Below are 18891 nucleotides of genomic sequence, written 5' to 3'. Positions count from 1 at the left end.
TGGTGAGTGAGGGGGTGAGCCGAATCGAGGTTGGTCGCTCGGATTCGATCGCTCTTCGTGTGGGGAGCAGTGTGCGGCTTTGAGGGAGATTGATTAAGGTGGGGCGGGGCCAAGGTCATTTGACTGGGAGGCAAGAATAGGTCGCTGTGCCGTGACTGTTGCTGGGGGAATGCAGGGTAAACCTGTACCGGCCTCTTCGCGGGTGAACCCGCTCCCACAGGGACCGCGCCGCACTCAAGAACGGTGCAGTACCTGTGGGAGCGGGTTCACCCGCGAAGAGGCCGGTACAGGAAAACGAAACGGCCCGCCATATAGGCGGGCCGTCTGGCATTGCAAGGTGACGATCAGCGCCGGCGGAACAGCGGCAGCGGCTCGTCGGTGGCGGCCTGGTAGGTCACCGAGAAGTCCTTCAGGCTTTGCAGCGCGTCTTCCGGGTCCTTGTCGGCGCGGATGGCGAACGCGTCAAAGCCGCAACGGGCCATGAAGAACAGCTGGTCGCGCAGCACGTCGCCGATGGCGCGCAGTTCGCCCTTGAACTTGTAGCGGTCACGCAGCAGGCGCGCATTGGAGTAGTTGCGCCCGTCGGTGAACGCCGGGAAGTTCAGTGCGATGACCTGGAAGTGCTGCACCTCTTCGCCGATTTCTTCGGCTTCTTCGTCACTGTCCAGCCATATGCCCAGCCCGCCGTCACGGGCCTTGAGCGCATGGGCATGGTCGCGCCACATCTGCAGCGGGACGATGTAGTCGTCGCAGTTGGTCAGCTCGTCAAAGGACGTTTCCTTGGGCAGCAGATGCCAGGTTTCGTCGACGATCTGGTTGTTCTTAATGATTCGCTGCATAGACGCGTTCCTTGAAGGGGTCGATGCCGATACGCTGGTAGGTGTCGATGAAACGCTCTTCCTCGGTACGTTGCTCGACGTACACGGCGATCAGCTTCTCGATCACATCGGCCATGTCATCCTGGGCGAAGGACGGGCCGAGGATCTTGCCCAGGCTCGCGCCACGCGCGGCATTGCCGCCCAGCGACACCTGGTAGAACTCCTCACCCTTCTTGTCCACGCCGAGGATGCCGATGTGGCCCACGTGGTGGTGGCCGCAGGCGTTCATGCAGCCGGAGATGTTCAGGTCGATCTCGCCGATGTCGAACAGGTAGTCCAGGTCGTCGAAGCGGCGCTGGATGGATTCGGCGATCGGGATCGACTTGGCGTTGGCCAGCGAGCAGTAGTCACCGCCCGGGCAGCAGATGATGTCGGTCAGCAGGCCGATGTTCGGGGTAGCGAAGCCGTTTTCGCGCAGTTCCAGCCACAGTGCATGCAGCTGACGCTGCTCGACGTCGGCAAGAATGATGTTCTGCTCGTGCGACGTGCGCAGGAAACCGAAGCTGTAGCGCTCGGCCAGGTCGGCCACGGCGTCCAGCTGCTTGTCGGTGACATCGCCAGGTGCAACGCCGGTGGGCTTCAGCGACAGGGTCACGGCCACGTAGCCAGGGCGCTTGTGGGCGCGGGTGTTGCGCGAGCGCCAGCGGGCGAAGCCTGGGTACTCGGCGTCCTGCGCGGCGTAGTCGACGTTGTCCAGGGCCAGGTAGGCCGGGTCGACGAAGTGGCGCGATACACGCTGCACTTCGGCTTCGGTCAGGGTGGTGCTGCCGCCGCGCAGGTGGACCATTTCGGCCTCGACCTTCTCGGCGAACACTTCCGGGGTAAGGGCCTTGACCAGGATCTTGATCCGCGCCTTGTACTTGTTGTCACGGCGACCGTAACGGTTGTACACGCGCAGGATGGCATCAAGGTAGCTGATCAGGTCCTGCCACGGCAGGAACTCGTTGATGAACGAGCCAACCACCGGGGTACGGCCCAGGCCGCCACCGACCAGCACACGGAAGCCCAGCTCGCCAGCGGCATTGCGCACCGGCTCCAGGCCGATGTCGTGCACTTCGATGGCGGCGCGGTCTTCCTGCGAGCCGTTGATGGCAATCTTGAACTTGCGCGGCAGGTAGGCGAATTCCGGGTGGAAGGTGGTCCACTGACGGACGATTTCGCACCACGGGCGCGGATCGACGATTTCGTCTGCGGCCACACCGGCGAACTGGTCGGTGGTGGTGTTGCGCAGGCAGTTGCCGCTGGTCTGGATCGCGTGCATCTGCACGGTGGCCAGTTCGGCGAGGATGTCCGGGATGTCCTCCAGGGCCGGCCAGTTGAACTGCACGTTCTGGCGGGTGGAGATGTGGGCGTAGCCCTTGTCGTAGTCGCGGGCGATCCTGGCCAGGGTGCGGACCTGGGTGGCGTTCAGCTGGCCGTACGGCACGGCGACGCGCAGCATCGGCGCGAAACGTTGGATGTAAAGGCCGTTCTGCAGGCGCAGAGGGCGGAATTCTTCTTCGCTCAGCTCACCGGCCAGATAGCGGCGGGTCTGATCACGGAACTGCTTGACGCGGTCCTCGATGATCCGCTGATCGTACTCGTCGTATACGTACATAAAAGTCCTGTCTCAGGCATGCAGCTATTCGCGCGCACGGCCGCGCACTCCGCTTCGGAGCCGGGGAACGATAGCAGGTTGCGTTTATGCGCTAAAGTGATGTTTTTGCATATGAAAAGAACCAAATGGACTATGTGAGACTGACTGCCATTTATGCGCTGGGCGTGGCTTGGCGTTTATAATCCGGCGTTTGCTTCGCAGGGATGTCAGCCCATGCTCAAGGCGTTGTGCCAAAGCTTGTGTCTTGCCTTGCCGCTGGCGGCAAGTGCGCAGCCGGCTTCGGTGGTTTTCCTCAACCCGGGGCTGTCCACCGAGACGTTCTGGACCAGTTATACCCGCTTCATGCAGGCCGCTGCAGACGATCTGGGCATGACCCTGCACGTGGAATACGGCGAACGCCGCGCCGACCTGGCGCTGACCCAGGCCAGGGCGATCCTGGGCGGACCGCAGCGGCCGGATTACCTGGTCCTGGTCAATGAGCGGTACGTGGCGCCGGAGATCATCCGCCTGTCGCGTGGCACCGGCGTCAAACTGTTCTTGGTCAACAACGGCCTGACTGCCAGCCAGGCCCGTAGCATCGAGGCCCAGCCGGACAAGTATGCCGAGCTGCTGGGCACCTTGACGGCCAACGACGAGCAAGCGGGTTTTGAGATGTTGCACCAGATGGTCGCGCAATTGCCCCGCGACAGTGGGCCGGTGGACCTGCTGGCGTTTGCCGGGGTCAAGACCACCCCGGCCTCGCAGCTGCGCGAGGAGGGCATGCGCCGCGCCCTGGCCGACTTCCCCCAGGTGCGCCTGCGCCAGGTGGTATATGGTGGTTGGAGCCGCCAGCGCGCCTACGAGCAGGCGCAGCAACTGGTGGAGCGCTACCCGGCCACCCGCCTGGTATGGTCGGCCAACGACGAAATGGCCTTTGGTGCCATGCAGGCGTTCGAAGAGGCAGGGCGCAAGCCGGGGCGCGATGTGCTGTTCAGCGCCATCAACAGCTCGCCCGAGGCCCTGCATGCACGTATCGACGGGCGTCTTAGCGTGCTGATGGGCGGGCATTTCACCCTCGGCGGCTGGGCCATGGTGATGCTGCACGATGATGCCCAGGGACTGGCGGTGAACCGCGACGGCCTGCGCGAGCATCGCATCCCGGTGTTGCAGTCGATTGACCAGGCCAAGGCAACCCGTTGGCTGAAATTACTGGAACGGCCCGACTACGGTATCGATTTCCAGCATTACAGTGCCGAAGGGCGGCCGCCCGACTACCAGTACCCATTTCTGACATCACCGATCAATTATTGAAAGACCCTGCTTGAGGGAAGGGCATTGCTCGTCTTAACTGCTGGTGGTGAAGTGCATTCCCATAACCACTACAAGAGGCAATGCAATGGGAAACTCAACCAAGGTCCGCAAAGCTGACAGCAGCGTCGATGCCTGGGCGATCCTCTGCCTGATCGTTCTGGTGGTGGTCACTGCCGTTTATTGGGTCAGCCACCAGTAGACTTGTATTCAAGACCGTGATGCAGCCAGAGCGCCTGCGGGAGGGAGTCCCGCAGGCTTTTTTGCTAGCGCGCAAGGTGCAGGGCCAATTGCACCAGGCCGATCAGTACGGCAATGAACACCAGGGTGAACAGCGTCCCCAGCGCAATGAAATGGCTGGCCTTGCCGTGGGTGAAGTCGCGGGCGCGGTTCTTGCCGCTTTGCACGCCGAAGGCGGCAGCGAGGATGCTGTGCAGCATCTGCCAGAAGGTAGGGGGCTTGCCCTGGCTGGAATCGTCCATGGTGGCTCCTGAGGAAATCAGAGGCAATCAGGGACAGTGTAGGTGGCTATTGGGGCTGCTGTGCAGCCCATCGCGACACAACGCCGCTCCTACAAAGGATTGCATTCTCCTGTAGGAGCGGCCTTGTGTCGCGATGGGCCGCAAAGCGGCCCCAAGGGTCTTAGCTGTCGTAACCCAGGTTAGGCGCCAACCAGCGCTCGCTGACACTCACATCCTGGCCCTTGCGCGCGCTGTAGCGCTCGATCTGGTCCTTGTCGACCTTGCCCACCGCAAAGTACTGCGCCTGCGGGTGGGCAAAGTACCAGCCGCTGACCGCCGCTGCCGGGAACATCGCGAAGTGGTCGGTGAGGAACACGCCGCTCGGCCCGGTCTGACCGATGGCAGTGCCATCAAGCAGGCGGAACAGGGTTTCCTTCTCTGTGTGGTCCGGGCAGGCCGGGTAGCCGGGGGCCGGGCGGATACCGCGGTACTGCTCCTTGATCAGCGCCTCGTTGTCGAGGTGTTCATCGCGGGCATAACCCCAGTGCTCTTTACGCACCTGCTCATGCAGCCATTCGGCACAGGCCTCGGCCAGGCGGTCGGCCAGGGCCTTGACCATGATCGAACTGTAGTCGTCGCCCTTGTCCTGGTAGGCCTTGGCCACTTCCTCGGCACCGATGCCGGCGGTAGTGATGAAACCGCCCACGTAGTCGGTAACGCCACTGGCCTTCGGCGCGACGAAGTCGGCCAGCGACCAGTTGGGCTTGCCGTCCGGCTTGATGGTCTGCTGGCGCAGGTGGTGCAGCGTAGCCAGGGCCTGGCCGTCCTCGCCGTACACTTCGATATCGTCATCGGCAACCTGGTTGGCCGGCCAGAAGCCGAACACTGCGCGGGCGCTGATGAGTTTTTCGTCGATCAGTTTGTCGAGCATCTCGCGGGCATCCTTGTACAGCGCCGTCGCCGCCTCGCCGACCACTTCGTCGGTGAGGATGCGCGGGAACTTGCCGGCCAGGTCCCAGGAGATGAAGAACGGGGTCCAGTCGATGTACTCGGCCAGCGTGCGCAGGTCGATGTCTTCCAGCACCTTGACGCCGGTGAAGGAGGGCACCGCTGGCTGGTAGCCAGCCCAGTCGTACTGCGGCTTGGCGGCGATCGCCTGGGCGTAGCTCAGGCGCTCGGTGCGGGCACTGCGGTTGGCGGTGCGCTCGCGTACTTCTTCGTATTCCTGGCGGGTCTTCTCGACGAAGCCGGCTTTCAGCTCCTTGGACAGCAACTGGGTGGCAACACCGACCGCGCGCGAGGCGTCGGTGACGTAGACCACGGCGTCGTTGCTGTACTTGGGCTCGATCTTGACTGCGGTGTGCGCCTTGGAGGTGGTGGCGCCGCCGATCATCAGCGGCAACTGGAAGCCCTGGCGCTGCATTTCGCGGGCCACGTGGACCATCTCGTCCAGCGACGGCGTGATCAGGCCGGACAGGCCGATGATGTCGCACTTCTCGTCGCGGGCGGTTTGCAGGATCTTCTCGGCCGGCACCATCACGCCGAGATCGACGATGTCGTAGCCGTTGCAGCCCAGCACCACGCCGACGATGTTCTTGCCGATGTCGTGCACGTCGCCTTTTACCGTGGCCATCAGGATCTTGCCCTTGGCTTCTGGCTTGTCGCCTTTCTCGGCTTCGATGAACGGGATCAGGTGTGCTACCGCCTGTTTCATCACGCGGGCCGACTTGACCACCTGGGGCAGGAACATCTTGCCCGCGCCGAACAGGTCGCCGACCACGTTCATGCCATTCATCAGCGGGCCTTCGATCACTTCGATCGGGCGTGCGCACTGCTGGCGGCATTCTTCGGTGTCTTCGACGATGAACGCGGTAATGCCCTTGACCAGCGCGTGCTCCAGGCGTTTTTCCACCGGCAGCGAGCGCCACTCTTCGTTTTCCACTTCCCTGGTTGCGCCGCCGCCCTTGTAGTCGTCGGCAATGGCCAGCAGTGCGTCGGTGCCATGCGGGGTGCGGTTGAGCACCACGTCCTCGACCTTTTCACGCAGGGCAGGCGGGATCTCGTCATAGATCTCCAGCTGGCCAGCGTTGACGATACCCATGGTCAGGCCGTTCTGGATCGCGTGGTACAGGAACACCGAGTGGATGGCTTCCCGCACCGGGTTGTTGCCACGGAACGAGAACGACACGTTGGACACACCGCCCGAGCTCAGGGCGTGCGGCAGGTGGTCGCGGATGTAGGCGCAGGCCTCGATGAAATCGACGGCGTAGTTGTTGTGCTCTTCGATGCCGGTGGCGACGGCGAAGATGTTCGGGTCGAAGATGATGTCTTCCGGCGGGAAGCCCACTTCATTGACCAGGATGTCGTAACTGCGTTGGCAGATCTCTTTCTTGCGCGCGGCCGTGTCGGCCTGGCCGACCTCGTCAAAGGCCATCACCACTACGGCAGCGCCATAGCGCTTGCACAGGCGGGCGTGGTGCTTGAACTGCTCGACGCCTTCCTTCATGGAAATGGAGTTGACGATGCCCTTGCCCTGAATGCACTTGAGGCCCGCTTCGATCACTTCCCACTTGGACGAGTCGATCATGATCGGCACGCGCGAGATGTCCGGCTCGCCGGCGATCAGGTTGAGGAAGCGGACCATGGCGGCCTGGGAGTCGAGCATCCCTTCGTCCATGTTGATGTCGATCACCTGGGCGCCGGCCTCCACCTGCTGCAGGGCGACTTCCAGGGCTTCGGTGTAGTTCTCTTCACGGATCAGTCGGGCGAACTTGGCAGAGCCCGTGATGTTGGTGCGCTCGCCGACGTTGACGAACAGCGACTGGCGGTCGATGGTGAACGGCTCCAGGCCCGACAGGCGGCAGGCCTTGGCGATTTCCGGAATCTCGCGCGGCTTGTACTTGGCCACGGCCTCGGCAATGGCCTGGATGTGGCCCGGCGTGGTGCCGCAGCAGCCGCCGATGATGTTGAGGAAGCCGCTGGCGGCGAATTCCTCGACCACCACGGCCATTTCGGCCGGGGTTTCGTCGTATTCACCAAAGGCGTTTGGCAGGCCGGCGTTGGGGTGGGCCGAGACATGGGTGTCGGCCTTGGTCGCCAGCTCTTCCAGGTACGGGCGCAGGTCCTTGGCGCCGAGGGCGCAGTTCAGGCCCACGGAAATCGGCTTGGCGTGGCGTACCGAGTTCCAGAACGCTTCGGTGGTCTGGCCCGACAGGGTACGGCCCGAGGCGTCGGTGATGGTGCCGGAGATCATGATCGGCAGTTCGATGCCGTCTTCCTCGAACACCTGCTGCACGGCGAAGATCGCCGCCTTGGCGTTGAGGGTGTCGAAGATGGTCTCGATCAGCAGCAGGTCGGCGCCGCCCTCGATCAGGCCGCGGGTGGCCTCGATGTAGTTCGTTACCAGCTCATCGAAAGTGACGTTGCGGTAGCCTGGGTCGTTGACGTCCGGTGAAATCGAGCAGGTGCGGCTGGTAGGGCCGAGCACGCCAGCGACGAAGCGCGGCTTGTGCGGGGTTTCCAGGGTCTTGGCATCGGCCACCTGGCGGGCGATGCGCGCGCCCTCGACGTTCAGCTCGTAGACCAGCGATTCCATGCCGTAGTCGGCCTGGGAAATCTGCGTGGCGTTGAAGGTGTTGGTTTCGAGGATATCGGCGCCGGCATCCAGGTAGGCCTTTTCGATGGCGGCGATCACATCCGGGCGGCTGAGCAGCAACAGGTCGTTGTTACCTTTGACATCGCTTGGCCAATCGGCGAAACGCGTGCCACGATAGTCGTGTTCCTCGAGCCGGTAGCTTTGGATCATAGTACCCATGCCGCCGTCGAGGATCAGGATGCGCTCCTTGAGTGCGTTCTGGAGTGCTTGGAGACGAGCGCTGCGGTCGGACATAGGAACTACCTGGTCGGGCGAATTTCAGAAGGTGCAGAATCATAACAAAGCTGCGCGGTTTTTAGGCGCATCGCCCATTTGCATGAAAATGGCTCATGTTGGGTGGGCGTCGGCAAAGCAGGGCACCCAAGGACGACCAGGCAACAAATCGTGATGGCTTTCAATACCCAGGACTTTCCGCACATGGTGCATCGTATTCTTGCCGGCGTTTTCGCCCTGCTCATCTGCAGTGTGGCGTTCGGGCAAGCCCCCCAGTCGAGCCCGGCTATTTCCTACACCCGGGACATTCAACCGATCTTCACCGAGAAATGCGTGGCCTGCCACGCCTGCAACGACGCCGCCTGCCAGCTGAAGCTGGAAAGCCCCGAAGGCGCGGTACGCGGCGCCACCAAGGTGCCGGTGTATCAGGGCGAGCGCAGCAAGGCAGTGCCCACCACGCGGCTGTTCTACGATGCCCACAGCGAGGGCGAGTGGCGCAAGAAGGGCTTTTACTCCGTGCTCGACAACCAGGGCAGCCAGGCCGCGCTGATGGCGCGCATGCTCGAGCTGGGGCACAAGACCCCGCTCACGCCCAATGCCAAGCTGCCCGAGGAAATCGTCCTGGGCCTGAACCGCAACAACATGTGCCCGTTGCCGCAAGAGTTCGATGCCTATGCCGGCGCCCACCCCAAGGAAGGCATGCCACTGGCGGTGACCGGCCTGACCGACAAGGAATACGACACCATGCGCCGCTGGCTGGCCGCCGGTGCGCCGGTCGAGTACCAGCCGATCAAGCCAAGCGCGGCCGAAGCCAAGCAGATTGCCGACTGGGAAGAGCTGCTCAACCGCCCGGGTTCCACCGAGGCGCTGGTCGGCCGCTGGCTGTACGAGCATCTGTTCCTGGCGCACATCTACTTCGTCGGTGGCGAGCAGGGCCACTTCTTCCAATGGGTACGTTCGCGTACACCGAGCGGTCAGCCGGTCGACCTGATCGCCACGCGCCGCCCCAACGACCCGCCGGGCACCGACTTCTACTACCGGTTGATCCCGGTGCAGGGCGTGATTGTGCACAAGACGCACATCACCTATCCGATGGGGCCGCAGAAGCTCAAGCGGGTCAAGCAATTGTTCTACGCCGGCGACTGGCATGCCACTGCGCTGCCAGGCTACGGCCCGCGCCACCGGGCCAACCCGTTCGAAACCTTCGAAGCGATCCCGGCAGTGGCGCGCTACCAGTTCATGCTGGATAACGCCGAGTACTTCGTGCGCACCTTCATTCGTGGCCCGGTATGCCGTGGGCAGATTGCCACCGACGTGATCCGCGACAACTTCTGGGCGCTGTTCCAGGAGCCGGCCCACGACCGCTACATCACCGATGCCAAGTACCGTGGCGAGGCCACGCCGCTGCTGGCCATGCCTGGGCAGATCGATGACGTGGGCAGCGTGCTGAGCCTGTGGCACGCCTACCGTGACAAGCGCAACGAGTACGAAAAACTGCGCCGCGAAGCCTATGCCGACATGCCGGCCCCGGGCTGGGCGACGCTATGGGCCGGTAACGACAACGCGTTGCTGAGCATTTTCCGCCACTTCGACAGCGCCTCGGTGACCAAGGGCCTGATCGGTGATGTGCCGCTGACCGTGTGGCTGTTCGACTACCCATTGTTCGAGCGCACCTATTACCAGCTGGCGGTCAACTTCGATGTGTTCGGCAACGTCTCGCACCAGTTGCAGACGCGCCTGTACTTCGACCTGATCCGCAACGGCGCCGAGGTCAACTTCCTGCGCCTGATGCCGGCCGACCAGCGCAAGGCGATCCTCGGCGACTGGTACCAGAACAGCGGCAAGGTGAAGATGTGGATGGATTATGAAGACATCGACACCGACACCCCGAGCGGCATCCAGCTCGACCCGCGCAACCCCAAGCGCGACTTCGGCCTGAAGCTTCTGCAGCGTACCGGCAGCCTGAATGCCGCGCCTGACCCCATCAACCGCTGCCAGGGCGCGTTCTGTTCACGGCCGCAGGTCAGCGAAGAGTTCCGCAATGCCGAGCAGTCGCTCAGCCGCCTGGTGTCGCGCCCGGCTGCCGGGTTGAAGGTGATCAACCAGCTGCCCGAGGCAACCATGCTGCGCATCGAAGGGCAGGGCGGCCAGCGCCAGGTGTACAGCCTGCTGCGCAACCGCGCGCACAGCAACGTGGCGTTCCTGCTGGGCGAGGCGTACCGCTACCAGCCGGGGCTGGATACCCTGACCCTGTACCCGGGCGTGCTCAGCAGCTACCCCAACTTCATCTTCAACATCCCGACCAAGGATGTGCCCGAGTTCGTCGAGGACATGGAGTATGCGAAAGATGACCCGGCCAGGTTCGAGCGCATCGTCATGCGCTGGGGTGTGCGTCGCAGTCACCCAGAGTTCTGGCGCTACTTCCATGACCTGAACAGCTTCATCAAGGAGACCGAACCGGTCGAGGCGGGCGTGCTGGACATGAACCGCTACGAAAACCTCTGATCGGTTGGGCTGACCTTTCCGATTACCCTGCGGTCGGACTTGCTGGGTGGTCCTGATCGATTGCAAGGGGGCTGCTTTGCAGCCCTTCGCGGGTAAACCCGCTCCCACAGGTATGGCACCGCTCTCGAGGTCAGCGCTAACCCTGTAGGAGCGGGTTCACCCGCGAACGAGCGCGTAGCGCTCGCCCCTGCATTCGAGCCTGGGCCTCAATGCACCGGCAACTGCAGGGTTCTCCATGCTGTATTCGCTTCAGGCACTGCGGGCGTTCGCCGCCTGGGTGGTGGTCTGCCACCATTTCATGCAGATCTTCTTCGACTTCCAAGCCTCCGGCCCCATCGGCCAACTGCTCACCGACCGCGGCGCCGCAGGCGTCGACATCTTCTTCGTCATAAGCGGGCTGGTCATCTACCTGTCGACCCGCGACAAGGCCATCGAGCCCCGCCAGTTCCTGCTCAACCGGGCGCTGCGTATCGTTCCGGCCTACTGGTTCTACACGGCGCTGATGGCAACCCTGCTGTTGGCCTTCAGCCAATGGATGCCGCACCAGGCATTCACCTGGCACCACCTGCTGCTGTCGCTGCTGTTCATCCCGGCGGAAAACCCCGGTGGCTACGGCTTGTACCCGACCCTGAACGTGGGCTGGACGCTGAACTTCGAGATGTTCTTCTATCTGCTGTTCGGCCTGGCCTTTCTGGTGCGCCAGCGTCATCACCAGCTGCTGGTCACCGCCGCGCTGCTGCTGGCCAGCGAGATACTGGGCGGGCTGGGCGTGCTCAGCCGCTTCTACAGCAACGACATCATCTACGAATTCCTGCTCGGCATCGGCCTGGGCGTGCTGCACCGTCGCGGGCTGATTCACCAGGGCCGCTGGCTGCCGTTGGCATTGCTGGCGGTGGCAGGTCTTGCCATCTACCACCTGGACGCTTCGCGGCGCTTGCTGCACTGGGGCGTGCCGAGCGCAATGATCGTGCTGGCCTTCGTCGCCCTGGAGCCGGTGTTCCGCGGCAACCGGGTGCTCAAGGCGCTGGGCGACTGTTCGTATTCGGTGTACCTGGTCCATGTGCTGGTGCTGTACGCCGGCTGGTTCGCCAGCCAGCGCCTGCAGTTGAACCCGTACCTGGTGTTCGCCCTGTGCGTGCCGTCCATTGGACTAATGTCGTGGTTCAGCTACCAGTGGCTGGAGCGCGGCCTGTACCGGCGCATGCAGGCCTGGCTGGCGGCGCCACGGGGGCGGGCCCCTGAATATGCGCTTTCCCGAGTCAAATACTAGGACTTTGTTCGAAGGCCGGGTTGGCGTACACTTGGCCGCAAGTCTGTGAGGAACCTACATGAGCGCTATAACCATTACCGACGCCGCCCATGACTACCTGGCCGATCTGCTCTCCAAGCAGAACACGCCTGGCATCGGCATTCGCATTTTCATCACCCAGCCGGGCACCCAGTACGCCGAAACCTGCATCGCCTACTGCAAGCCGGGCGAAGAGAAGCCTGACGACACCGCCGTGGGTCTGAAGAGCTTCACCGCTTACCTGGACGCGGTCAGCGTGCCGTTCCTGGAAGACGCGCTGGTCGACTATGCCACCGACCGCATGGGTGGCCAGCTGACCATCAAGGCGCCGAATGCCAAGGTGCCGATGGTCAACGAAGACAGCCCGATCAACGAGCGCATCAACTATTACCTGCAGACCGAGATCAACCCCGGCCTGGCCAGCCACGGCGGCCAGGTGAGCCTGGTGGATGTGGTCGACGACGGTATTGCCGTGCTGCAGTTCGGTGGTGGTTGCCAAGGTTGTGGCCAGGCCGACGTGACCCTGAAGGAAGGCATCGAGCGCACCCTGCTCGAGCGTATCCCCGAGCTAAAGGGCGTGCGTGACGTGACTGACCACAGTCAGAAAGAGAACGCCTACTACTGAGGATGACGCGCTCCTACAGGGATCGCGTTGAACACACTCCCTTAGCAACAAAGTGTTACTGTTTCAACCCCTGCGACAACAGGCCGCAGCCCGTATTCAAAGGGCTGCAGCCGATCCTTGCCTTCGTCGGGTAGAACCCCCTCGGGGTGTCGTGCCAGAATGCCCCGGTTTTTCGACCGGCCCGTCCCGAGGGCCGGCACCTTCCCTGTAAAGGATGGTTTCATGAATGATCTATATACCCGGCGCGCAGTTGTCGCCGGGATGGGCGTTCTCGGGCTTGGCCTGCTCGCAGGCTGCAGCCCGGCCCGGGGGCTCGAGTTCAAGTACGGCAAGAACATGAGCAACGAAATCCTTGGGCGCAAGTTCAGCCTCAAGGACACCCAAGGCAATGTGCGCACCCTGTCGAGTTTCTACGGCAGCATGCCGATGATCTTCTTCGGCTTCACCCAGTGCCCGGCCGTGTGCCCGACCACCCTGGCGCGCGCGGCGCAAATCCGCAAGCTGCTGCGCGGCCGCGATCGCGACCTGTTCCAGGTGGTGTTGATTACCCTGGACCCGGAGCGCGACACCCCCGAAGTGCTCGACGCCTACGTGAAGGCGTTCGACCCGTCGTTCACCGCGCTGACCGGCACCCCCGAGGAAATCGCCGCGGTGGCCAAGGAATTCAAGGTGTTCTACGAGAAAGTCCCGGCCGGTGATACCTATACCGTCTCTCACTCGTCCACCAGCTACGTCTACGATACGCGTGGCACCCTGCGCCTGAGCCTGGGCCATTCCCTGACCGCCCAGGAATGCGCCGAAGACCTGGTCACCCTGATGGAGATCTGCTGAATGTCGATGCAACCGATCAAGCACGGCCTGGCTGCCCTGGTCCTGATGGGCCTGGCGCTGCCGGCCCTGGCCCAGACCACCGTGAGCGACGCCTGGGTGCGGGCGACCGTGCCGCACCAGCAGTCCACCGGTGCCTTCATGACCCTGACCGCCAGCAGCGACAGCAAGCTGGTGGGCGTGGCTTCGCCTGTGGCCAAGACTGTGCAGGTGCACGAGATGACCATGAACGGCGATGTGATGGGCATGCGTGAGGTCAAGGCGGTCGAGTTGCCGGCCGGCAAGGCGGTGACCCTCGACCCGAACAGCCTGCATGTGATGCTGATGGGCCTGAACAACCAGGTGAAGGAAGGCGAGAAAGTGCCGCTGACCCTGACCATCGAAGATGCCAAGGGGGCCAAGGAAACCCTGGACGTGCAGGCCGAAGTGCGTGCGCTCAACGCCGAGGCGGGCGGTGGGCATGATCACATGCACATGAAGCACTGATCAGGCTGAACCCTTTGGGGGCGCTTTGCGCCCCATCGCGACACAAGGTCGCTCCCACAGGAGAATGCGTATCCCCTGTGGGAGCGGCCTTGTGTCGCGATGGGCTGCCAGGCAGCCCCCGGTTCAATCAGCTGCGAAACCTGGGCAGCGGTCTGTCCAGGGTCAGCGAGGTCAGGGTCTTGCGGACCTGGGCCTCATCAGCCTCCAGAGCCTTGAGGCTTGCGCGGATCTTGCCGGCGGCGGGCACGTCGCCCTGCCGGTCGATCCAGTCGGCTATCTCCTTGCAGGCACTGCTCAGGCAGGCCTGGCGCTGGTTCATCAGCGACAGTAGGGTGGTGAGCTCTCTTTCGGACATGGCAGGATCCTCCATTCAGCCTTGTCAGTGTAGCAGTGGCTGGCCGGCCTGCCTGAGGCCGGCTGTCGCAGCTCAGCCTTGCAGGCAGGCGCTGCGATAAGCCCCTGGCGTTACCCCGTAGGCCTGCTTGAACTGCCGGCTCAAATGGCTCTGGTCGGCAAAGCCCAGGTCGAACGCCACGTCCGAGGCAGCCCAGCCACGCTTGAGCATTTCCCGCGCACGGGCCAGGCGCCGCTGTTTCAACCAGGCATGTGGCGGCAGGCCGGTGGCCTGGCGGAACACCCGGGCGAAGTGGAACGGTGACAGGTTGACAGCCGCCGCCAGAGCTTCGAGCGAGGGTGGGTCGGCCAGTTGGCTTTCCAGCAGCTCACGGGCGTGGGCCACTGCCAGCGGTTCGTGGCCAGGGGCGGCAGGTTCGGCGCATTGCCCGTGCCGTTGCACCAGGGCCAGCACCGCCTGGCGCCAGGCGGTCTGCTGCTGCAGGGCACTGGCGCCGGCTTCGGACAGCTGGTGCAACTGGCTGAAGGCAAGCGCCAGGGCCGGGTCGTGGATCACGCTGTCCTTGAAGCTGGGCATGCCGTGGCGGCCCAGTTCCAGTTCGTCGAGCACCCCGGTTACCCGTTCATGTTCCGGGTAGAACCCACGGTAGCGCCAGCCCGCTTCGTGGGCGGTGGCCCCGGTGTGCAGCTCGTCGGGGTTGATCAGCACCATGCTGCCGACCGGCGCCAGGTGCTCGCTGCCGCGATGCCAGAAGCGCTGGGCGCCCGACTCGATCACGGTGAACACATAGCCTTCATGCACATGCGGTGCGAAGCGCTGCTGGAAATAGCGCGCGTGCAGCATCTCGACGTCGCCCAGTGCCGGCGCCTGCCAGAGGTGTGTCTGTTCGCGCAGGGGCGTGCTCATGCAAGCCAGCTGCGCAAGAGGAAGAAGATCAACATGCTCACCAGCATGCTCAGCAACACGCTGCGGGTCAACAGCACCAGGGCGATGGCCACCAGCGAACCCAGCAGGTAAGGGTTGAGCAGGCTCAGGTCCAGCTGGTGCTCGGGCATGAAGATGATCGGGCCGCATATCGCGGTGAGCATGCCTGGCACGGCGAAGCCGAGGAACTGCCTGGCGTTGGAGCTCAGGCGCAAGGGCAGGCGCGGCTCCAGGAACGCATAGCGGTTGAGGAACACGATGGCGCCCATGGCAAGAATCAGGACCCAGGTCATGCGCGGGCTCCGGTGAATTTCTGGCAGACGAAACCGGCGCTCATGCCCAGCAGGCCTGCGGCCACCAAGGCGGTTTCCCAGTGCCAGTAGCTGAACAGCACCGAACAGAACAGCGACACTGCCACGCATACAAGTGTGGCCAGGTTGCGCACCAGCGGCGCGATCAGGGCGACGAAGGTGGCGACGATGGAAAAGTCCAGGCCGAGCTGGTCCAGGTGCGGAATGTTCTGCCCCAGCAGGATGCCGGCCAGGGTGAACAGGTTCCAGGCGACGTAGAAGGTCAGGCCCACGCCCAGGGCGTACCAGCGGTTGAACTGCTGCTGGTCGTACTGGCTGGTCAGGGCGAAGAACTCGTCGGTGAGCAGGAAGCCCAGGCCCAGGCGCCAGCGCAGCGGCTGGCTGGACAGCACCGGGCGCATCGTCAGGCCATACAGCAGGTGCTGCGAGGTCAGCAGCAGGGTAGTCAACAGGATCGACGCGAGGTTGGCGCCGCCCTTGAGCATGCCGATCGCCACCAGTTGCGCGGCACCGGCGAAGACGATGGCCGAAAGCCCTTGCCCCTCCCAGGCGCTGAGGTTGGCCTCGATGGCCATGGAGCCAGCCAGCAGGCCCCAGGGGGCAACGGCCAGGGACAACGGGAGAATGGCGATGGCGCCGTGGAGAAAGGCTTGGCGGGCGATGTGGGGCATGGTGGCTGCAGTGCGTGTACGTGGAAGGCCAGCATGCCAGACGGGGCGGGGGATGGCTTGAACGATCTTGCTATGCCTGGGCACGGTCCCTTGTAGGAGCGGCCTTGTGTCGCGATGGGGCGCGCAGCGGCCCCGGCAATATCTGCGGCGAAGCTGAAATCCTGGGGCCGCTGCGCGCCCCATCGCGACACAAGGCCGCTCCTACACGGAAACCGTGTCCGTGTTACGGATGGCTGGTCAGGTGCTGCTGCGCCGTCACGCAGCCGTTGGTGTCCACGGCCTTCTGCAGCAGGCTCTGGCGGTGCTGCGGGTCCAGGTCGCCGAGCAGGCGGTATACCTCGGCCTGGTAGTCACGCTGGCGCCCCCACTGCATTTCCAGGCCTTGTGGCCGGTTGCGGTTGCAGGCCAGGTGCGTGGCCGGTTGCGGGTAGTAGGGCGCATACACGGTGGCCATGTTGGGGATGGCCTCCAGCGCAGTACGGTACTCGCTGCTGGCGTTGTAGGGAGGGCACCAGGTGGCGATGGCCGGCGCCGGTGCGGCAAAGCCCTGCCTGAGGCTGGCTTCGAGCAACGGGCAGGCGGCATCCGGGATTTGCGCGGCGGGCAGGTAGGTCATGTAGTACAGCGCCAGGCGGTACTGTGCGACCGGGTGGCCCAGCTCCACGGACTTTTTCAGCAAGGCGACCGCGGTCGGCAGGGTGTGGGCCATGGCCTGGCCCTGGCGGCTGAGCTCCGGGTCGCCGCCGACGGTCGTACGCAGCGTGCTGGCGCCGTCGTCCTGGTTGTCGGCCTGCTCCAGCAGGGGCAAGGCCTGGCGGTAGAGCAGGTCGGCATGAGGGTCGATGCGCACTTCCAGCGAGTGCGCAGCCAGTGGCATCAGGGCGATCAACAGTGGGGGCAAGCGAAGCATGCGGCTCACTGGCAAGCCCCAAGGGGTGCCGGGTACTGATGGATGGCTTCGATGTTCATGGCGGTCAAGCGTGCGCCTCGGGCAGATCGGAACGACGGCCTATTCTAGCCACCCAAGGGGCCTGGCCGAAAGACCACCCGGCAATTCTCAGACGAGCTTGATCGGCGTGACCTTGCGCTGGGCATGTTTTTCCTGGGCCAGGCCAAGCTTGGCGGTAATGACCTTGGCAAGGGCATTGTTGCCCAGGTCGTTCAGATGCAGGCGGTCGATGAACAGGTCGGCGCCGAACACCGGCGAGCTGCTGAGCATGCAATTCATGTCGTAGCAAGGCACCGGGTCGGCCTGGCTCTTGATGCGGCGGAAGAAGGCCGAGTGCAACTGGCTGTCGAATGCGCCGTCCAGCAGCCGGTCGAAATTCGCCGGTTGCCGCTGCAGCGCATTCAGCATTGCCTCCTCGCCAGCGGGCAGGCTATCCCGGCACCAAGGCAGCAACGGCTGCAGGATGAAGGTGAGGGTGGAATGGCTGTCTGCCAGCAGCCGGTCCCATTGGCGCAAGGTCCGGCCAATGTTGTCGGCGGCTCGGGTGAGGCGCTTTTCCGGAGACGACAGCGACCAGGTGGCAGGTGTCACGACCGGGGGCGTGGCCAACGCCTGACCGATGCGCCGCCACAGCGATTGCCGGCGTGGCGTTGTCGTGGGCTGTATGCCTTCGCTGAAACTGTTGAGAAAGTCCTGATAGGCCTTGGCTTGCCGCGGGTCGTTCAGGCTGGCGAGGACTTCGCAGAGGGCTTCGTGGGCCAGGGTGTTGAGGCCGCTTAGCACCACCACATGGCCAAGCTGGCCAAGGCGGTGCTGGTGGGTCAGGAACATCAGCAGCTCCTGGCTCGCATTGAGCCCGCAGCCGGCCAGGCTCAGCCAGACTTCGCCAGTAAGCATCGACAGGTGCGAGGCCACCGTGTGTTCGTCGGAGCTTGCTCCGATGCCCAGCGCGGCGGAACCGCCGACCAGCAGGTTGATGCGTGATGCACCACCGCGTTCGGCTACCGAAAAACGCTTGCCGGCGCAATGGCTGTAACGCAGGCCCAGGGCATCGGTATTGATGGTGCCGGAGCGGTAGCCGGTTTCGTGCACATGCACGGTGTGCGGTGCACGCCGGCTGCCCAGCAGCAGAAAGCGCTGGTAGTCCTGTTGCAACGGCGAAGGTGAAGGGCACGTGTCAATCGCAGTCATGGGTTCTCCTTCTCTCGCAGCGGGCACCATGCATCACATTCAGGCCGCCAGCTCCCTGACGTTGTACAGCAGGCCGCCGGCGGCAATCAGCAGCAGGGCGACCCCCGATGCCAGGCTGATCATGCGGTTGCTGCGTTGCGAGGCGATCTTGCCGATGGCGAAGATGTAAAGGCTGAGCACGGCAAAATCGATGGCCACCCACAGCAACGACAGCACCACCATGCTCTTGCCGAACGACTCGGTGATCTGGATGAACTGCGGGAAGAAGGCGATGAAGAAGATGATGTCCTTCGGGTTGGAAATGCCTACCATGAAACCTTGCAGCAGCCCGCCGCGGCCAGGCTTGGCGAGCTCGCCCGGTGCCTCGGCTGCCGGAGCGTGCAGGGCGTCCCGCAGCGTGCCGACGGCGATGTAGCCGATGAACAGGCAGCCCAGCAGGCTCATGGCGCTGAGCCAGGCCTTGTCGATGGCGGCGCTGGTGAGAATGATCCAGGCCGCTGCGCCGATCAGCACCAGTGATGCCCAGTTGGTGCCGACAGCGGTGAACATGGCCTTGCGTGAGCCGGAGGCGGCCGCGGTGTTGACGATCAGTGCCACCACCGGGCCGGGGGTGGCGATCAGTAGCAGGACAGTCAGGGCGTAGGTAGCGGTGAGTGCGGTATTCACG

The 18891-nt window shown here is 63.8% G+C and carries 17 protein-coding genes; 6 read left to right on the top strand and 11 right to left on the bottom strand.

What is annotated here, in order from left to right; genetic code table 11:
* Positions 1 to 344: 344 nt before the first annotated feature.
* Positions 345 to 839 (bottom strand): DUF934 domain-containing protein, encoded by a 495-nt coding sequence (locus WM94_RS04270; protein ID WP_046615699.1) that lies wholly within the window; start codon positions 837 to 839, stop codon positions 345 to 347.
* Entirely contained in the window at positions 823 to 2475 is a 1653-nt protein-coding gene (locus WM94_RS04265) for a nitrite/sulfite reductase (RefSeq protein ID WP_013971944.1), read from the bottom strand. The genes WM94_RS04270 and WM94_RS04265 overlap by 17 nt, the downstream gene beginning before the upstream one ends.
* 213 nt (positions 2476 to 2688) lie before the next feature.
* Here WM94_RS04265 and WM94_RS04260 point away from each other — a divergent pair, with 213 nt between their 5' ends.
* Positions 2689 to 3765: an ABC transporter substrate-binding protein gene (locus tag WM94_RS04260; protein ID WP_061550518.1), complete on the top strand. Its 1077-nt coding sequence runs from the start codon at positions 2689 to 2691 to the stop codon at positions 3763 to 3765.
* A gap of 263 nt (positions 3766 to 4028) precedes the next feature.
* Here the strand turns inward: WM94_RS04260 and WM94_RS04255 are convergent, their stop codons facing one another.
* Both WM94_RS04255 and metH read right to left on the bottom strand, forming a co-directional pair.
* Positions 4029 to 4244, bottom strand: a complete 216-nt coding sequence (locus tag WM94_RS04255; RefSeq protein WP_003256398.1) for a DUF2970 domain-containing protein — start codon at positions 4242 to 4244, stop codon at positions 4029 to 4031.
* 160 nt (positions 4245 to 4404) lie between these two features.
* Positions 4405 to 8112, bottom strand: coding sequence for a methionine synthase (gene metH / locus WM94_RS04250; protein WP_061550517.1), 3708 nt, complete (start codon positions 8110 to 8112; stop codon positions 4405 to 4407).
* Between the two features lie 183 nt (positions 8113 to 8295).
* On the opposite strand from metH, the gene WM94_RS04245 reads away from it, so the two are divergent.
* The 5 genes from WM94_RS04245 to WM94_RS04225 all read left to right on the top strand — a co-directional run bounded on the left by WM94_RS04245 (position 8296) and on the right by WM94_RS04225 (position 13823).
* On the top strand, positions 8296 to 10596 hold the full coding sequence (locus tag WM94_RS04245) for a fatty acid cis/trans isomerase (RefSeq protein WP_061550590.1): 2301 nt from the start codon (positions 8296 to 8298) through the stop codon (positions 10594 to 10596).
* A 235-nt stretch (positions 10597 to 10831) separates the two neighbouring features.
* Positions 10832 to 11866 (top strand): acyltransferase, encoded by a 1035-nt coding sequence (locus WM94_RS04240; RefSeq protein WP_061550516.1) that lies wholly within the window; start codon positions 10832 to 10834, stop codon positions 11864 to 11866.
* Between the two features lie 58 nt (positions 11867 to 11924).
* Positions 11925 to 12509, top strand: coding sequence for a Fe-S biogenesis protein NfuA (gene nfuA, locus WM94_RS04235; RefSeq protein WP_003250416.1), 585 nt, complete (start codon positions 11925 to 11927; stop codon positions 12507 to 12509).
* A 222-nt stretch (positions 12510 to 12731) separates the two neighbouring features.
* A complete protein-coding gene (locus WM94_RS04230; RefSeq protein WP_024086651.1) occupies positions 12732 to 13340 on the top strand; it encodes an SCO family protein in 609 nt (202 codons plus the stop codon).
* Positions 13341 to 13823 (top strand): copper chaperone PCu(A)C, encoded by a 483-nt coding sequence (locus WM94_RS04225; RefSeq protein WP_013971950.1) that lies wholly within the window; start codon positions 13341 to 13343, stop codon positions 13821 to 13823.
* Between the two features lie 127 nt (positions 13824 to 13950).
* Here WM94_RS04225 and WM94_RS04220 read toward each other — a convergent pair whose 3' ends face one another.
* From WM94_RS04220 to WM94_RS04190, 7 genes are all read right to left on the bottom strand, one after another.
* Positions 13951 to 14178, bottom strand: a complete 228-nt coding sequence (locus WM94_RS04220) for a hypothetical protein (protein WP_003250422.1) — start codon at positions 14176 to 14178, stop codon at positions 13951 to 13953.
* Positions 14179 to 14250: 72 nt separating this feature from the next.
* Positions 14251 to 15084 (bottom strand): AraC family transcriptional regulator, encoded by an 834-nt coding sequence (locus tag WM94_RS04215; RefSeq protein WP_061550515.1) that lies wholly within the window; start codon positions 15082 to 15084, stop codon positions 14251 to 14253.
* A complete protein-coding gene (locus tag WM94_RS04210; protein WP_003260448.1) occupies positions 15081 to 15395 on the bottom strand; it encodes an AzlD domain-containing protein in 315 nt (104 codons plus the stop codon). The genes WM94_RS04215 and WM94_RS04210 overlap by 4 nt, the downstream gene beginning before the upstream one ends.
* The gene (locus WM94_RS04205; RefSeq protein WP_025338488.1) at positions 15392 to 16084 is read right to left on the bottom strand and encodes an AzlC family ABC transporter permease; all 693 of its coding nucleotides are present in this window, start codon (positions 16082 to 16084) and stop codon (positions 15392 to 15394) included. Before WM94_RS04205 ends, WM94_RS04210 begins: the two co-directional genes overlap by 4 nt.
* 223 nt (positions 16085 to 16307) lie before the next feature.
* Positions 16308 to 17003, bottom strand: a complete 696-nt coding sequence (locus tag WM94_RS04200; RefSeq protein ID WP_013971959.1) for a hypothetical protein — start codon at positions 17001 to 17003, stop codon at positions 16308 to 16310.
* Between the two features lie 138 nt (positions 17004 to 17141).
* The gene (locus WM94_RS04195) at positions 17142 to 18224 is read right to left on the bottom strand and encodes a hypothetical protein (protein ID WP_061550514.1); all 1083 of its coding nucleotides are present in this window, start codon (positions 18222 to 18224) and stop codon (positions 17142 to 17144) included.
* A 39-nt stretch (positions 18225 to 18263) separates the two neighbouring features.
* Positions 18264 to 18890 (bottom strand): LysE family translocator, encoded by a 627-nt coding sequence (locus WM94_RS04190; RefSeq protein WP_061550513.1) that lies wholly within the window; start codon positions 18888 to 18890, stop codon positions 18264 to 18266.
* Position 18891: the final 1 nt, after the last annotated feature.

Origin of the sequence: Pseudomonas sp. ABFPK (assembly GCF_001586765.1) — a bacterium.
Lineage (GTDB): Bacteria > Pseudomonadota > Gammaproteobacteria > Pseudomonadales > Pseudomonadaceae > Aquipseudomonas > Aquipseudomonas asiatica.
Note: the sequence above shows the minus strand (reverse complement) of the source record. Positions and strands in the feature narration are given on the sequence as shown.

What these genes read in the sequence shown, in the direction of transcription:
- WM94_RS04255 (WP_003256398.1), bottom strand. Translation starts at nt 4,244, where the DNA reads ATGGACGATTCCAGCCAGGGCAAGCCCCCTACCTTCTGGCAGATGCTG.
- WM94_RS04245 (WP_061550590.1), top strand. Translation starts at nt 8,296, where the DNA reads ATGGTGCATCGTATTCTTGCCGGCGTTTTCGCCCTGCTCATCTGCAGT.
- WM94_RS04195 (WP_061550514.1), bottom strand. Translation starts at nt 18,224, where the DNA reads ATGACTGCGATTGACACGTGCCCTTCACCTTCGCCGTTGCAACAGGAC.
- WM94_RS04240 (WP_061550516.1), top strand. Translation starts at nt 10,832, where the DNA reads ATGCTGTATTCGCTTCAGGCACTGCGGGCGTTCGCCGCCTGGGTGGTG.
- WM94_RS04225 (WP_013971950.1), top strand. Translation starts at nt 13,341, where the DNA reads ATGTCGATGCAACCGATCAAGCACGGCCTGGCTGCCCTGGTCCTGATG.
- WM94_RS04270 (WP_046615699.1), bottom strand. Translation starts at nt 839, where the DNA reads ATGCAGCGAATCATTAAGAACAACCAGATCGTCGACGAAACCTGGCAT.
- metH (WP_061550517.1), bottom strand. Translation starts at nt 8,112, where the DNA reads ATGTCCGACCGCAGCGCTCGTCTCCAAGCACTCCAGAACGCACTCAAG.
- WM94_RS04210 (WP_003260448.1), bottom strand. Translation starts at nt 15,395, where the DNA reads ATGACCTGGGTCCTGATTCTTGCCATGGGCGCCATCGTGTTCCTCAAC.
- WM94_RS04205 (WP_025338488.1), bottom strand. Translation starts at nt 16,084, where the DNA reads ATGCCCCACATCGCCCGCCAAGCCTTTCTCCACGGCGCCATCGCCATT.
- nfuA (WP_003250416.1), top strand. Translation starts at nt 11,925, where the DNA reads ATGAGCGCTATAACCATTACCGACGCCGCCCATGACTACCTGGCCGAT.
- WM94_RS04220 (WP_003250422.1), bottom strand. Translation starts at nt 14,178, where the DNA reads ATGTCCGAAAGAGAGCTCACCACCCTACTGTCGCTGATGAACCAGCGC.
- WM94_RS04215 (WP_061550515.1), bottom strand. Translation starts at nt 15,084, where the DNA reads ATGAGCACGCCCCTGCGCGAACAGACACACCTCTGGCAGGCGCCGGCA.
- WM94_RS04260 (WP_061550518.1), top strand. Translation starts at nt 2,689, where the DNA reads ATGCTCAAGGCGTTGTGCCAAAGCTTGTGTCTTGCCTTGCCGCTGGCG.
- WM94_RS04230 (WP_024086651.1), top strand. Translation starts at nt 12,732, where the DNA reads ATGAATGATCTATATACCCGGCGCGCAGTTGTCGCCGGGATGGGCGTT.
- WM94_RS04265 (WP_013971944.1), bottom strand. Translation starts at nt 2,475, where the DNA reads ATGTACGTATACGACGAGTACGATCAGCGGATCATCGAGGACCGCGTC.